This window comes from Paenibacillus sp. AK002 (genome assembly GCF_053903045.1).
This window is the reverse complement of sequence record NZ_CP096377.1, coordinates 2,347,080-2,362,025: the sequence shown is the minus strand read 5'-3', so window position 1 is coordinate 2,362,025 and position 14,946 is coordinate 2,347,080. Positions and strand designations below refer to the sequence as shown.

Genomic DNA, 14,946 nt, shown 5'->3' with positions numbered 1-14,946 from the left:
TATTCAATAAGTGCTGTCCTTCATCAGGTCATGCAGGGTAAATGTCGAAATCCTTCAGCGTTTCGCCCGTTCTGGCCGATTCAAACACCGCTTCGATCAGGTTCAGGACGCGCAGCACTTCCTCGTTCTTGACGATCGGTTCTGCCTCGCCCCGGGTCACGGCCGCAAAGTTATCGAAGAAGCTGCTGGATTGACGGTATGGCTCCGGCAGGGCACCCGTAATGGTAGCTTCTTCGGAAGGAGGGGCCATCGTTTTGGTCAAGCCTACCCCGGCTTGAATCGGCTTCGGCTCCACTTTCGCGGCATCCTGGTTCCGGGTAACGACTCTTCCGTTTAACGACCAATCCTCAATAATGCCGGTTCCCTCGGTTCCTTTGACATACCAGCGTGGAAGCGTAATGAAATTCGTCGTTCCCACTTCGATCAGAACCGATACGCCGTTCTCGAATTCGATGACCGATTCAAAGCCGTCATCCACCTCATCGCCCAAAATAAAGCTCAAGCGGCTGCTCAGGCTGGTCATCCGGCTGTCCACCATGAACAGGATCTGGTCCAGCAAATGCACGCCCCAGTCCAGCAGCATGCCGCCGCCGTGCGCTTCCAGATGGCGCCAATCGCCCGGAATGCCGTTCGCCCCGTGTACCCTGGATTCGATACGGAACAAATCGCCAATCGTCTTTTCGTTGTACATTTGCTTAATCGTCAGGAAATCCTCGTCCCAGCGGCGGTTCTGGTGAACCATCAGCACCCGACCGGCCGCATCGGCAGCGGAGACCATGTCCTTAAAGTCGCTTACGGACAATGCTACCGGCTTCTCGCAGATGACATGCTTGCCGGCTGCAAACGCCTGAAGCGCCAGCTCCTTATGCACGTCGTTCGGCGTTGCAATAAGCACCACGTCAACCGCATCATCGTTCAACACTTGGTCATAACTCTCGTAGGCAGAATACCCGTCCTCCCGGGACGCCTTCCGGCGCTCTTCCAGAATATCGTAGGTTCCGGTCACCTCAAGAAACGCGTTGTCCTTAATCAGCTTGGCATGGTAGCTGCCCATACCGCCGTAGCCCACGATCACGATCGCTTGTTTTCTTTTTTCCGTCGTCATAGATACATAGCTCCTTTTTTACATCTAAGCAGTAAACGCATACACAACCATTATAATACCATATGCGAAATAACTGTTCTCTTTTACGATATTGTATTCCTGCTGCCATCGCAAGGCTGTGAGTTACATCGCAGCCCGGAATGGAATGAGCAGGATGGCAAAAAAAAGAAGCGTTACCCTGCTTCTATCGCAGGGTAACGCTTCTTGATTTTCGCGAGTTATTCCTTCACGACCAGCTTCAGCGGTGCCGCGATATTCGCTTCTACCTCTTTGCCCTGCAGCACGTCCTTGGCTGCGCCGACGGCGAGCTGACCGATCAGTTCAGGCTGCTGGGCTACCGTTGCCGTCAGATTGCCGGCTTCGATGGACTTCAGCGCATCGTCGTTGCCGTCAAAGCCGATAACCATGATGTCCTTGCCCGAGCTTTGGATCGCTTCGATTGCGCCCAGGGCCATTTCGTCATTGTGGGCAAATATCGCTTTGGCGTCCGGATTGCCCTGCAGCAGATTTTCCGTCACGGTAAGACCTTTGGTCCGGTCAAAATCCGCCGCTTGCTTCGCGACCACGTTCAGCTGCTCATCCGCGATATCATGGAAGCCCTTGCCCCGTTCGCGGGTCGCGGAAGCGCCCGGAACGCCTTCGAGCTCAATGACCTTCGTATCTTTGCCCAGTTGTTCCACGATATACTCGGCTGCCATCTGACCGCCTTTGACGTTATCCGAGGCAACCAGCGCAGCGACCTCACCTTGATCCGCCGAGCGGTCGAGTGTAATGACCGGAATGCCCAAGCTATTCGCCGTTTGCACCACGGTTGAAATCGCAGACGAATCCGTCGGGTTAATCAGCAGTGCATTGACGCCCTGCTGAATCAGGTCGTCGACGTCATTACTCTGCTTAGCCGAGTCGTTCTGTGCGTCAACGACAACGACCTCCATTCCCTGCTTCGCCGCTTCGGCGACGACGCCATCCTTCAAGGAGACAAAGAACGGGTTATTCAAGGTCGAGATGGAAAGACCGATTTTGATGTCTTTTATATCTCCGCTAGCCTTGGGCTTCGCCCATTCCGGCGGCTCCAGCGAACAGCCTGTTATGAAGATCAGCATAAGTGATACGAGCAGCAAAGTTGTTTTTTTCATCGTTCATTCTCCCCCTTAAGCCGATTTTCTACGGTCGAGCAGTACGGCAATCGCAATCACGACGCCTTTGACAACCATCTGATAGAAAGAGTTCACGCCGAGCAGGTTGAGTCCGTTGTTCAGTATGCCAATGATCAGCACACCGATTAACGTGCCGACAATCCGGCCGCGTCCGCCGGTCAGGCTTGTACCGCCCAGCACAACGGCTGCGATGGCATCCAATTCATAAGAGGTACCCGCTGTCGGCTGTGCCGAATTCAAACGGGAGGTCAGAATCGCCCCTGCCAGCGCGGACAGCATCCCTGCCAGGGAATAAATCATAATCTTTACGCGCGGTACCTTAATGCCGGATACAAGCGATGCCTTTTCGTTACCGCCGATGGCATACGTTTTGCGGCCAAACGACGTTTTATGCAGGATGACCCACAGCACGGCAAACGTGATGATCATCGTAATGGCCGGCACGGGAATGCCCAGCAGGTATCCGCGGCCGAACAATTGGAATACAAGGCTGTCGCCAAGCCCAGTAATCGGATTACCGTTCGTATAAACCAGCGTAAGTCCCCGGAATATCGTCATGGTAGCCAAGGTGGCGATAAACGGCGCCATTTTCCCCTTGGTGATCATGAGACCGTTGATCATGCCCATCACCCCGCCAAGCGCAACGCCGATGATGATCGAGAGAATCGGGTCAAACCCCGCTACCATCATATTGGCGACAAATGCGCTGGAGAGCGCGAGAATCGAACCGACCGACAGGTCAATGCCGCCCGTCAGGATAACAAACGTCATACCGAAAGCAATCAGTGCGTTAATCGATACCTGACGCAGCAGGTTCAGAATGTTAAGCGGTTCCAAGAAGCTTGGATTCAGGACGGAAACGATGACGATCAGAATGATCAGTCCGAGCAGCGGACCGAGCTTTTGCGTCAAACCTGAGACCTTGAACCCTTTTTCCGCCTTGGCATCGTTAATAGTTGTCATATTACTGTCCCCCTGTAGCTAGAGTCATGATGTGTTCCTGCGTGGCTTGTTCGCGATCCAGTTCACCGGATATCCTGCCCTCGTGAACGACGAGAATCCGGTCGCTCATCCCGAGCACCTCCGGCAGCTCCGACGATACCATCAGAATCGCCACGCCGCGTTCGGTCAGCTCATTCATCAGCTGGTAAATTTCGCGCTTCGCTCCTACGTCCACGCCGCGGGTCGGCTCGTCCAGGATGAGCACGCTCGGCCCAATGCCGATCCATTTGGCGATAACCACCTTCTGCTGGTTGCCCCCCGACAGATTGCGTGCATGCGTCTCGGATGAGTGGGTCTTGATCTGCAGCCGCTTTGTCAGCGTATCGACGAAATCCTGCTCCTTCTTCCCGGAAATGAATCCTCTGGATGAGAAGCTGAACAGATTGGGCAGCGCCATATTTTCACGGACCGAGAAATCCAGCACCAGCCCTTCATCCTTGCGGTCCTCCGTTATGAATCCAATGCCGTGTTTCACGGCATCATCCGGCTTCTTGATCTGAACCTTCTTGCCGCGCACCCAGATTTCCCCGCTATCCAGCGGGTCCAGCCCGAAGATCGCTCGCATCATCTCGGTGCGCCCCGCGCCCATCAAACCGGATACGCCTACGATCTCGCCGGCTCGAACGGAGAAGCTCACATTCTCGAACCGGCCCTTGCCGGTAATATTTTTCACTTCCAGCACCGGTTCGCCCGGAGACGGATGCCGTGCGGGATATCGCTCGGTCAGCTCCCGGCCGACCATCTTTTTGACGACTTCGTCAAAGTTGGTTTCGGGAATCGGCTTGGTGTCCACGGATTTGCCATCCCTCATGACCGTAATCCGGTCGCAGATCGTGAAGATCTCCTCCATGCGGTGGGAGATGTAAACGATGGATACGCCCTGCTTTTTCAACGAGCGGATGACGCCGAACAGCTTCTCGATTTCCCTTTCGGTCAGGGCCGCCGTGGGCTCGTCCATAATGATGACTTTCGCTTTGGTCATGAGCGCTTTAGCGATCTCAATCATCTGCTGCTGGCCGACGGAGCATTCCCCTGCCTCCTGCGTCAACGGTATCGTCACCGCCAATTTGCCGAACTGTTCCTTCGCAAGCGCCTTCATTTGTTTCATGTTGAGGAATCCCAGGCCGGATGTCATTTCCTTGCCGATAAACAAGTTATCCAGAACCGTCATCTCCGGCCAGATGTTGAGCTCCTGGTGGATGAAGGCAACGCCTCTCTCTTCGGCTTCCTTCGGGTTCGCAAAATAGGTTTCCTGACCGTCGATCAAGATCTTGCCCTCATCCCGGCTGTGAAGCCCGGTTAATATATTCATCAGCGTCGATTTGCCCGCGCCGTTCTCTCCCATCAGGGCATGAACCTCTCCTTCCCGGAGATCAAAGTCCACGCCCGCCAGCACCCGGTTCGTGCCAAAGGATTTATGGATATTCGTCATCTCAATGTTCATGATGCTTCCTCCTCTTTAACCGAAATGAACGCCGGCCTGCAAAATGCAGTTCGCATAGGGCTTGGCTTCGCCTGTACGGATAACCGCCTTGGCGTTTCGAGTCCGTTCCTTGAACTGCTCGTGCGAGCAAGCCTCGATCTCGCAATCCTGAAATTGTTCCTGTATATCATGCAGTGTTTCCTTATTCTCCCGCTTCATTTCTTCAGCAATGACGATTTTTTCAACGACCATATCGTCGGCGATCGCCTCCACCACCTCCATAAAGCTCGGCGTTCCCAGCGTAAGCGCCAGGTCGATCTTCGGAACGCCTGGAGGAATCGGAAGGCCAACGTCCCCGACCACGATGGTATCGGTGTGCCCCAGATCCGCCAGCACTTTCGCGATGTGGCTGTTCAGCATGCCGTTCTTCTTCATGATCAAAGGCTCCCTTCCACTTCGAGACGCGACGGCATTCCGCCCTGCGCTCCGAACTTCATGACCGACAAGGAAGCGGCGCGGTTCGCGAATCTGAGGCTGTCGGTCATGCTCATGCCCTCGGCCAGCGCCACGGCGAATGCGCCGTTGAATGTATCGCCGGCACCCGTTGTATCTACGGCTTCAACCTTGTAGCCCGGAACCACGACCTCTTGCATACCGTCAAAATAACGAACGCCCTTTTTCCCTTCCGTTACGATGAGTTTATTCGGATACCGGCGCAGCACGTCGCCGAGCGGCTCGTCATTAAACAGGATAGCGGCTTCATGTTCGTTTGGCGTAATGTATGCCGCCCGTTCAATAACGACGCTCGGCACCGGACGGGCAGGAGCGGGGTTCAGCATCAATGGCACCTGATACTTGGCGCATATCGCACTCACGTGCACCACCGTTTCTTCCGGAATCTCCTGCTGAATCAACACGATATCCGCCGCCTGGATTGCCTTTTCCGCCTGATCTACGTATTTCGGAGTGATCCGATCATTGGCAGCCTTCACCACCACGATGCTGTTGTCTCCCTCTGCCAAAATGATGTGCGCCGTACCGCTTTCCATACCTGTAACCGGTTCCACATAATCCGTAATAACACCATTCGACTGCAAATTGTTCAAAATCGTTTCGCCGAAGGAATCGTCACCGACGCAGCCAACCATCGTCACCTCTGCACCCAGCCTTGCCGCCGCGACGGCCTGGTTGGCTCCCTTCCCTCCGGGCACCGTCTTAAAGCTGTCGCCTAGCACTGTCTCTCCCGCGCCGGGGCGCTTGGCGGAGGTTACCACCAAGTCCATCGACGCGCTTCCGATTACCACGATTTTTGCCATCACGATTCCACCTTTCTCGTTGTCTGCCGCTCTATGAATTCAACCGAGAATTCGATATTGCTTTTCTCTATGCGCTGCCCTTCGATAAGTCCGATAAGCAATCTGGCCGCTTCCCGGCCCATTTCGTACGCCGGCTGATGAATCGTTGACAGCGGCGGGGCCAGCAGCCTGCTGAGCAGAATATCGTCAAATCCTATAATTTGCACGTCTTCCGGCACCCTTTTCCCCAGCCGAAACGCTTCTTTCACCACGGCGGATGCCATAATATCGTTACTCGCGATTATGCCATCCGTGTCCGGATATTCGCTGAACACTTTCTGGGCGAATTCTTCGGCATCGGTTAAAGAAAACGATGTCGTCTTCAGCACTTGATACGCAGCCGCCTGCTGCTCCAGAACCTCGATGGCTCCTTCAAAACGTTCCTGTGCAGGCCGCACATCCGCCGGACCTTGAATTACCGTTATGGTTTTACTCCCTCGCCGCAAGATTTCCTTGGCCGCTATTCTTCCTCCCTGACGGCCATCCGCGTACACGGAAGGGCGGTCCGACGAGGTGCGGTCCAGAAACACGACGGGAATGTTCAGTCCTGTATACATGTCGGCATCCGGATCGTTGGTCGATGATATGACGCCAACCACATTGTTCTGGACAAACGTCTGAATGTACTCCATTTCCTTCTTCTTGCTCTCGTCGCTGTTTCCGAAGATCAACCGGTAATCATTCTCCTGCATCTCGTCCTCTACCCCGCGGGCAAGCTGCGGGAAATAGGGGTTCATGATGTCGGGAAGCAAAAGTCCTATCAATTTGGATTTCCTCTTGTATAAAGAACGCGCCACTTCATTCGGCGTGTAATTCAGCTCTCGAATGCTCTGTTCCACCTTGGACCTGGTGTCCTCATGCACGTAACCGTTTCCATTTAAAACCCGCGAAACCGTGGCTACGGATACGCCCGCCTGATTCGCCACATCCTTGATCGTTGCCATACCGTCATCACCTCATTCATGTGTAACCGGTTACAGATATAAGATATCACATCTCTTTTCAACGTGCAAGCTTTTACGGAATGGAATATTCTTGTACCGGCACTGGCAAACTCGCCATCAGCAACTGCCATGTCCGGCAATAAATTACGGTATTCTTACAAAACCCAATACTGGATTTTACATCCGGCTCCTATACTCAATGCTGTAAGGCCAAGCTGGAAAGTGAGGTAAAACATGATGATGGAAAAAGAATTCACGCTTCCTTCTCCGGGGCACTCTCTATCGCCGAACGTCAACGAGCCGGAGGTATCAACCGCGGCGAAACCCGTCTCGATCAAGAGAACAAGGCGCAGAGAAATTCTGCTCGCTTATGCATGTTTAGCGCCTTCGCTGCTCATATTCGGCCTGTTCTTATTCTACCCGCTGCTCAAGTCGGTTTATCTTAGCCTGTTCCTGACCGATCCGCAAGGCCGGGTAGCGGAATTCGTAGGATTCGACAACTTCAGGGAAATATTGGCCTCCGACATGTTCTATACAAGCTTTGGCAATACCCTGCTGTTCATCTTGCTGACGGTTCCGACCGGCATGGCGGCTGCGATTCTGCTGGCTGCCCTGACGCACAACAAACTCAAGGGCATGAAAATATTCCGCTTTATCTTCTCGCTTCCGATGGCCGTGTCCGTCGGTACCGGCTCGATGATCTGGATGATTCTATACCATCCGACCTTAGGCATACTGAATTATTTCCTGTCGCTGCTCGGCACGCAGCCCGTCCAATGGCTGACCGATCCGAAATGGGCCATGATCTCCGTCGCGCTTATGACCGTCTGGATGAATCTTGGATTCAACTATATCCTGATGCTGAGCGGCATGCAGGGCGTGTCCGAAGATATCTATGACAGCACCAAGATTGACGGCTCCGGTCCGCTGAGAACGTTCTTCCGGATAACGATGCCGCTAATCTCCCCTACGTTATTCTTCACGTCCGTCGTATCGGTCATCGGTGCCTTCCAAGCATTCGGACAAATCAACATCCTCACCAAAGGCGGTCCGATGAACAGCACCAACGTCATGGTATTCAATATCTACCAGGATGCCTTCGTCAATTTTCGCTTCGGCATCGGCAGCGCGCAGGCACTCATCCTGTTTGCCATCATTCTGCTGCTGACCGTCTTTCAATTTAAATTCGTCGAGAAGAAGGTGCATTACCAATGAACATGCGTCTCATGCCCAAAAGCTTCATCTATATCGCGCTGCTTCTCGGTTCGTTGGCCGTTCTTTTCCCGCTCCTATACACCTTGTCAACATCACTGATGAGCGAGGCCGAATCGGCCGTCTATCCGCCGCCTCTGCTTCCCGAAGCCGTCAATCTGTCCAACTTCGCCAAGGTGATCGATACGATTCCTGTCCTTACCTTTATCGGAAACAGCCTGGTTGTCTCCATTGCCATCATGCTCGGGCAGATCGTGACCGCAAGTTTGGCGGCATACGCTTTCGCCTTCCTGCGATTCCCGGGAAAAACGCTGCTGTTCAGCCTCTTTCTCGCGACGATGATGATCCCGTGGGAGGTGATCATGATTCCGAATTACTTGACGGTCAAAAGCCTGAACTGGCTGGACACCTATCAAGGGCTCATCATTCCATTTCTAGCCACGGCCTTCGGAACCTTCCTGCTCAGACAGACCTTCCTGCAGCTGCCGAAGGAGCTGTTTGAAGCGGCCCGCGTGGACGGCTGCGGACATGTCCGCGTTTTCCTGAGCATGGTGCTGCCGTTATCCATCCCTGGAATCGCCACGCTGGGCGTGTACTCGTTCCTGAATAATTGGAACATGTACCTGTGGCCGCTTCTGACAACCAACCGGGTCGAGATGCGAACCGTCCAAATCGGGATCGGCATGCTGCAGTTCGAAGAGATGAATTCATGGAATCTGATACTCTCCGGCGTGCTCCTGCTGCTGCTGCCTTCCCTGCTGCTGCTTGCGCTCGGGCTGAAACCCCTTGTGCGCGGCATCACCGCAGGTGCTTTGAAGGGCTAATGGCCACAAAGCCGGCCTCAGTAGACCACATTGGATCAGCCTTGCGTGCCGGTTATCGATATAAAACGGGCCCACGCAATTTCTGATAGATCAAACCATACTTTATTTTCAAAAACCATTTTCAAAAAGGGAGAGATTAACCGATCATGAAACGTTTTGGTAAAAGGTCCTTCGCGCTGCTCCTGCTTTCCTGCTTCATGCTGATCAGCGCCGCTTGCAGCAATACGCCAGCCGCCGGAGAAACGACCGTTGCCGCCGGCAGCGAACCGGCCAAGGAACCTGTTAAGGTCGTTTGGTGGCATTCCATGAGCGGTGAGCTCGGGACCGTCGCGGACAAGCTGATTTCCGATTTTAACGCAGCCCACCAGGATATTCAGGTAGAGGGCGTGTTTCAAGGCACGTACGATGAAAGCTTGAACAAGCTGAAGGCTTCATTGGGATCGAACAGCGGACCGACCATGATTCAGGTGTACGAAATCGGCAGCCGTTTCATGATGGACACCAAGGCGATCCGTCCGGTTCAAGACTTCATGGATGCTGAAGCATACGACATTTCTTCCTTGGAACCGAATATCAAAAATTATTATACATTCGACGACAAATTGTATTCGATGCCGTTTAACTCCTCCAACCCGATCCTTTACTACAACAAAGATGCCTTTAAAGCGGCCGGTCTGGATCCGGAAAATCCTCCAAAAACCTACGAAGAGGTAGCGGAAGCGGCTAAAGCGCTAACGAAAGGCGGCCAAACCGGCGCATCCTTCGCAATTTACGGCTGGTTCATGGAGCAGTTCCTTGCGAACCAAGGCGTTGAGCTGCTGAACAACGGCAACGGCCGCACTTCTCCGGCAACCGCTTCGCAAGTCAACAATGCCGCTGCCGTGAAAACGCTGGAATGGTGGAAGCAAATGCTGGACGATAAAGTTCTGCTGAACCTGGGACGTAAAACGGATGACACCAAAAAAGCCTTTGCAGCCGGCCAGGTCGCCATGACGCTGGACTCCACGGCTTCGCTCCGCGGAATCGTCAGCGCAGCGGAAGGCAAATTCGAAGTCGGCACGGCATTCCTGCCCAAACCGGCTGACGGCGGCGAAGGCGGCGTTATCATCGGCGGTGCAAGCCTGTGGCTGATGAACAACAAATCGGAAGAAGAGCAGCAGGCCGCCTGGGAATTCATGAAGTATTTGGCCGAGCCGCAAACCCAAGCCTACTGGCATGTCAACACGGGTTACTTCCCGGTCACGACCAAAGCTTACGAAGAGTCCCTGGTAAAAGAGAACCTGGAGAAATATCCTCAATTCCAGACCGCGGTGGATCAACTGCATCAAACGACCGCCAACCTGGCAACGCAGGGCGCTGTCATGGGCGTGTTCCCTGAGGCCCGCCAGCTGACGGAAACGGCCATCGAGGAAGTGCTGAACGGTCAGAAAACACCGCAGGAAGCATTGGATAAAGCTGCTCAGGAGATCAGCTCCAAGATCGAGACCTATAATAAAACGGTAAAATAAACGCCCGGGCATGCCGCGTAAGCATGCGATGAAACCTAATTCGAATTGCACATCATTAACACCCTTCATGCTGTCTCATGGGGCTCTCTGCAGTCATTCCATGAATCATGCATAAAGGGTGTTTTTCTTTTTCTCGTTCAACCCAAAACCTTCCATATTTGCTCAGCTTGTATAGGGCTTTGCCCAAGTCACTCAGCCCGGCTCCGGAATACACTGTTACAAAGTGGAGGTGAGCAAAGTGATGAACAATCTTCCGTCCACCGTATCGATCATCCCGGTGCCCTTCGACCGGGGAGCTACCCGCCGCGGCGCCGGACAGGGACCGGACGCCATATTCGGAGCCGGTCTGAAACGCAAGCTTAACGCGCTCGGTGTAACCTACCAGGTCGATGATTTTGCTGCGCTCCCCGAGCGCAAGGATGAAGCGCACCATCCCCAATTAAAACATTTGACAGAAGTCGTGACGATGAACGAGCAGCTGGCAGCGCGCGTATCCGCCCTGGCAGTAGCGGGCACCTTCCCTCTTGTGCTCGGCGGCGACCATAGCATAGCAATCGGCACGCTCGCCGGACTTACCCGGCATTACCGCAACTTGGGCGTCATCTGGATCGATGCCCATTCCGATCTCAATACGCCGGATACTACCCCGACCGGCAATATCCATGGCATGTCCCTGGCTGTCAGCTTGGGAAAAGGCGATCGGCGGCTAACCTCGATCGGCGGCGTTAAATCAACCATTAAGCCGGAGCATGTGGTGCTCATCGGCGCGCGCTCACTTGATCAGGGCGAGCGGGACTTCATCCGCCGGGAAGGCATCGCCTGCTTCACGATGCAGGATATCGACCGCATGGGCATGTTCCGGGTCATGGAGGAAGCCATCCGCATTTCGTCAACGGGAACGGATGGCGTTCATCTTTCCTTTGATATTGACAGTGTCGATCCGAAGATCGCACCGGGAACAGGAACGCCGGTACAAGGCGGGCTCAGCTACCGGGAAGCGCACCTGGCCATGGAGATGCTGTCGGAATCCGGTATTCTGACGTCAGCCGAATTCGTGGAGAACAACCCGCTGCTGGACCGCGGGCAGAAGACGTCCCGGCTGCTTGTCGGTTTAATCGCCTCCATGCTGGGCGAAAGCATCTTATGACATTTTCATGACATGGCATCACGCTTGATTATGAGAGGCCTCTTGCGCGGGCATGCTGTATTTTCCGCGTTGCGGTTTCTTTAGATTCCCAAGGAGGTTACGCCATGGACCCTTCCAACCCTCATATCGAGAAAGCCGAAAGGTACGGCGCGAGAAACTACCACCCTCTTCCCATCGTCATCGCTTCAGCTGAAGGCATTCATGTGACGGATTCGGACGGCAAACGGTATATCGATATGTTAAGCGCCTATTCGGCACTTAACGCAGGTCATTGTCATCCCCGCATCATCCGGGCCTTAAAGGAACAGGCGGATCGGGTGACCCTGACCTCGCGCGCATTTCATCATGATCAACTAGGCGATTTTTACGAGAAGCTGTCCGCTTTAACCGGCAAAGGGATGATTCTTCCCATGAATACGGGAGCCGAGGCGGTTGAGACGGCGCTTAAGGCAGCGCGTCGCTATGCTTACCGGAAGAAAGGTATTCCGACAGATCAGGCTGAAATCATCGTATGCGAGGGCAATTTCCACGGCCGCACGATCACGGTTACCTCCTTCTCCTCATCCCGCGAATACCGCGAGGACTTCGGTCCGTTTACGCCGGGATTCAAAGTCATTCCCTATGGCGACCTTGAGGCGCTGGAGCAGGCGATTTCGCCGAATACAGCCGCTTTTCTCGTGGAGCCGATCCAAGGCGAATCCGGCATCGTCATTCCGCCTGACGGATACCTAAGCGGGGCACTGGAGCTGTGCAGGCAGCACAACATCCTCATGCTAGCGGACGAAATCCAGACCGGCTTCGGCAGAACGGGCAAACGCTTTGCCTGCGACTGGGAGGAGGTCGAGCCGGACATGTACATTCTTGGAAAAGCGCTGGGCGGCGGCGTCTTTCCCGTCTCCGCCGTGGCGGCGGACGCGGATATTCTGGATGTATTCGAGCCGGGTTCCCACGGCTCCACCTTCGGCGGAAATCCGCTCGGATGCGCGGTGGCCATCGCCTCCATGGACGTGTTCATTGAGGAAGGGCTGGAGGTTCGCTCCCTGGAGCTCGGCGAATATTTTCTCCGGCAACTTCGATCCATCCCGCATCCCGATATCCAGGAGGTGCGCGGCAGAGGTTTGTTCATCGGCATGGAGCTTAAGGTCCCGGCCAGATCCTATTGCGAGAAACTGAAAGATCTCGGCCTGCTCTGCAAAGAAACCCATGAAACCATTATCCGCTTCGCCCCTCCGCTCATCATCACCAAAGCGGAACTGGACCAGGCGGCGGCGATCGTAAGGCAGGCGTTTGCGTGATAAATCGATACCGTCATGCACTTGCGCAAAAAACAGTTTGTTCACCCCCCGGCTCCAAGGCATGGGGTGCGGCAAACTGTTTTTTGCGGTTTCTTTCCGCTCCTAGCCAGGCAGAAGCTGAAGCGTTGACTGAAATATCATATAGCGGTGCCATGCCTCATTTCCTGTATAATGGATTGTATAATATTGGATTTGCGATTCTGATAAGAAACGTATCGTTATTCCCTTCTCGGCTCATTTCAGCGTATGACGGGTAATGATTCCCAGCCATGTTTTATCAGGGTTGATGATAACTTAACAAGGAGGTTCACTCATGAGAATAGCCATTTGCGGGGGCACCGGCTTCATTGGCCAAGCATTGTGCAAGCGCTGGCTGCGCGACGGACATGACATTATCATCGTCACCAGGTCGAAGCCGGAGATCCCCGCCGTGCAGCAGAACGGGTCATTATCCTACTTGACCTGGGATGAGATGAAATCCCATCCGGAGCGGTTCGAGCGCTTGGACGCACTCGTTAACCTTGCCGGCTCCTCCCTGAGCCAGCGCTGGACGCAAGCAGGCAAGAAGAGTATTCTTCAGTCCCGGCAACGAACCGTATCTGCCGTAGCGGACCTGATGCAGCGCCTGGAGCACAAACCTCCGGTCATTCTTCAAGCATCGGCAATGGCCATATACGGCACATCCGAGTTTGAAGCGTTTGATGAGGACAGTCCGGCCACGATCATGGATTTCCCGTCCGAGGTTGTGCAGCAATGGGAGCAAGCAGCCGATTGCATCCCGGTAGACCGGTTAATCAAGCTGCGCATCAGCGTCGTGCTGGGCGATCAAGGCGGTGCCCTCCCCAAGATGCTGCTGCCGTATAAATTAGGGGTCGGCGGCAACATCGGCAGCGGCAAGCAATGGCTCTCCTGGATCCATATCGACGACATCGTGGAATTAATCGATTATTGCATCCGGCACGAAGACATTTCCGGAGCCGTGAACGCCGCTTCCCCGCATGCGGTCACGAACGAGGAATTTGGCCGTAGCGTCTCCAAGGTCTATCGCCGTCCGCATTGGCTGCCCCTGCCTGCATTCATGCTCCAAGCCATCCTGGGCGAAATGTCGCTTATTCTGTTAAAGGGCCAGCGGATCCTTCCGGCCAAAGCCCAGCGCCACGGCTTCAAGTTCCGGTATCCGGAATTGACGGCCGCCTTGCAGCAGATCAAAGGAAGCTGAATCACCCTCCTTGAACATAAAAACAATCGCTCTCTTGAGATCAAGAGAGCGATTGTTTTATTCGTGAACGTTATTGGACCGGAGATAACTCACTCTCCGTGACCCATTTGTGGTTCTTGACTTCCTCTCCGGATGTTGACGTAAAGTCCACCATATAGACCGTCGTTTGCTCGGCGGAATCGATAACGGCTGTCGCTCCGTTCATCCCCTCCATATGATCCGCATTCACGACGGCTTTCGCTCCCGGCTCCAGGGGCTCCTTGCCCGCATCCTTCAGCTCTTCATGAATGACCCATTTATGATCCTTCACTTCGGGCCCGCCGTTCGTCGGCGTATACGATATCGTGTACACCGTCGTATCGTAAGCTCCGACTATCGTTGCTTTGGCCCCCTTCATCCCGGGCATGTGGTCGGATTCGATGATCGCTTGGGTCCCGGCCGCATAGGCAGGATTGTCCGCCGTCTTCAACCCTTCCGGAACCTCGCCCGATCCGGAATGGTTCATGCTGCCGTGATCCATGCCTTCCATGCCGCCGGTGGTATCCACGCTCTCCGCTTGATCCGGATTCGCGCCATCCGTATTTCCGCAGGCGCCCAGCACGAGGATGAGGAATGCAAAGGCAACCAGAATAAGCGGCTTTAATCGTTTTTTTTCTGACATATGACGAACTCCTCTCTTATATTGAATATTCATAGCATAACAGCGACTTGTGAAGAACTTATGTAGCTGTCTATGCATTACATCACTATACCCA

At 54.3% G+C, this 14,946-nt stretch carries 14 protein-coding genes; 6 read left to right on the top strand and 8 right to left on the bottom strand.

The genetic code is table 11. From position 1 onward, the window contains the following. Window positions 1-28 precede the first annotated feature (28 nt). The 7 genes from M1D70_RS10340 to M1D70_RS10310 form a co-directional block, all read right to left on the bottom strand. Complete coding sequence (locus M1D70_RS10340; protein WP_456289814.1) at window positions 29-1,105, bottom strand: Gfo/Idh/MocA family protein; 1,077 nt, start codon at window positions 1,103-1,105, stop codon at window positions 29-31. A gap of 218 nt (window positions 1,106-1,323) precedes the next feature. After that, window positions 1,324-2,241, bottom strand: coding sequence for a ribose ABC transporter substrate-binding protein RbsB (gene rbsB, locus M1D70_RS10335; RefSeq protein WP_100536151.1), 918 nt, complete (start codon window positions 2,239-2,241; stop codon window positions 1,324-1,326). A 15-nt stretch (window positions 2,242-2,256) separates the two neighbouring features. Next, complete coding sequence (gene rbsC, locus M1D70_RS10330; protein ID WP_009592570.1) at window positions 2,257-3,225, bottom strand: ribose ABC transporter permease RbsC; 969 nt, start codon at window positions 3,223-3,225, stop codon at window positions 2,257-2,259. A gap of 1 nt (window position 3,226) precedes the next feature. Beyond that, the gene (locus tag M1D70_RS10325; RefSeq protein WP_009592592.1) at window positions 3,227-4,708 is read right to left on the bottom strand and encodes a sugar ABC transporter ATP-binding protein; all 1,482 of its coding nucleotides are present in this window, start codon (window positions 4,706-4,708) and stop codon (window positions 3,227-3,229) included. A gap of 15 nt (window positions 4,709-4,723) precedes the next feature. After that, on the bottom strand, window positions 4,724-5,122 hold the full coding sequence (gene rbsD, locus M1D70_RS10320; RefSeq protein WP_009592571.1) for a D-ribose pyranase: 399 nt from the start codon (window positions 5,120-5,122) through the stop codon (window positions 4,724-4,726). Window positions 5,123-5,124: 2 nt separating this feature from the next. After that, window positions 5,125-6,003, bottom strand: a complete 879-nt coding sequence (gene rbsK, locus M1D70_RS10315) for a ribokinase (protein ID WP_009592631.1) — start codon at window positions 6,001-6,003, stop codon at window positions 5,125-5,127. Then, window positions 6,003-6,986 (bottom strand): LacI family DNA-binding transcriptional regulator, encoded by a 984-nt coding sequence (locus M1D70_RS10310; RefSeq protein ID WP_456289813.1) that lies wholly within the window; start codon window positions 6,984-6,986, stop codon window positions 6,003-6,005. The genes rbsK and M1D70_RS10310 overlap by 1 nt, the downstream gene beginning before the upstream one ends. 234 nt (window positions 6,987-7,220) lie before the next feature. Here M1D70_RS10310 and M1D70_RS10305 point away from each other — a divergent pair, with 234 nt between their 5' ends. The 6 genes from M1D70_RS10305 to M1D70_RS10280 all read left to right on the top strand — a co-directional run bounded on the left by M1D70_RS10305 (window position 7,221) and on the right by M1D70_RS10280 (window position 14,191). Then, complete coding sequence (locus M1D70_RS10305) at window positions 7,221-8,201, top strand: carbohydrate ABC transporter permease (RefSeq protein WP_456289812.1); 981 nt, start codon at window positions 7,221-7,223, stop codon at window positions 8,199-8,201. Then, window positions 8,198-9,022: a carbohydrate ABC transporter permease gene (locus M1D70_RS10300; RefSeq protein ID WP_009592559.1), complete on the top strand. Its 825-nt coding sequence runs from the start codon at window positions 8,198-8,200 to the stop codon at window positions 9,020-9,022. The genes M1D70_RS10305 and M1D70_RS10300 overlap by 4 nt, the downstream gene beginning before the upstream one ends. Window positions 9,023-9,168: 146 nt before the next feature. Then, complete coding sequence (locus M1D70_RS10295; protein WP_009592627.1) at window positions 9,169-10,530, top strand: ABC transporter substrate-binding protein; 1,362 nt, start codon at window positions 9,169-9,171, stop codon at window positions 10,528-10,530. Window positions 10,531-10,771: 241 nt separating this feature from the next. Then, on the top strand, window positions 10,772-11,677 hold the full coding sequence (gene rocF, locus M1D70_RS10290) for an arginase (RefSeq protein ID WP_456290412.1): 906 nt from the start codon (window positions 10,772-10,774) through the stop codon (window positions 11,675-11,677). A 104-nt stretch (window positions 11,678-11,781) separates the two neighbouring features. Beyond that, window positions 11,782-12,972, top strand: a complete 1,191-nt coding sequence (locus M1D70_RS10285; protein ID WP_456289811.1) for an ornithine--oxo-acid transaminase — start codon at window positions 11,782-11,784, stop codon at window positions 12,970-12,972. A 313-nt stretch (window positions 12,973-13,285) separates the two neighbouring features. Further along, window positions 13,286-14,191 (top strand): TIGR01777 family oxidoreductase, encoded by a 906-nt coding sequence (locus tag M1D70_RS10280; RefSeq protein WP_456289810.1) that lies wholly within the window; start codon window positions 13,286-13,288, stop codon window positions 14,189-14,191. Between the two features lie 70 nt (window positions 14,192-14,261). Here the strand turns inward: M1D70_RS10280 and M1D70_RS10275 are convergent, their stop codons facing one another. After that, window positions 14,262-14,852, bottom strand: coding sequence for a YdhK family protein (locus M1D70_RS10275; protein ID WP_456289808.1), 591 nt, complete (start codon window positions 14,850-14,852; stop codon window positions 14,262-14,264). Window positions 14,853-14,946 lie beyond the last annotated feature (94 nt).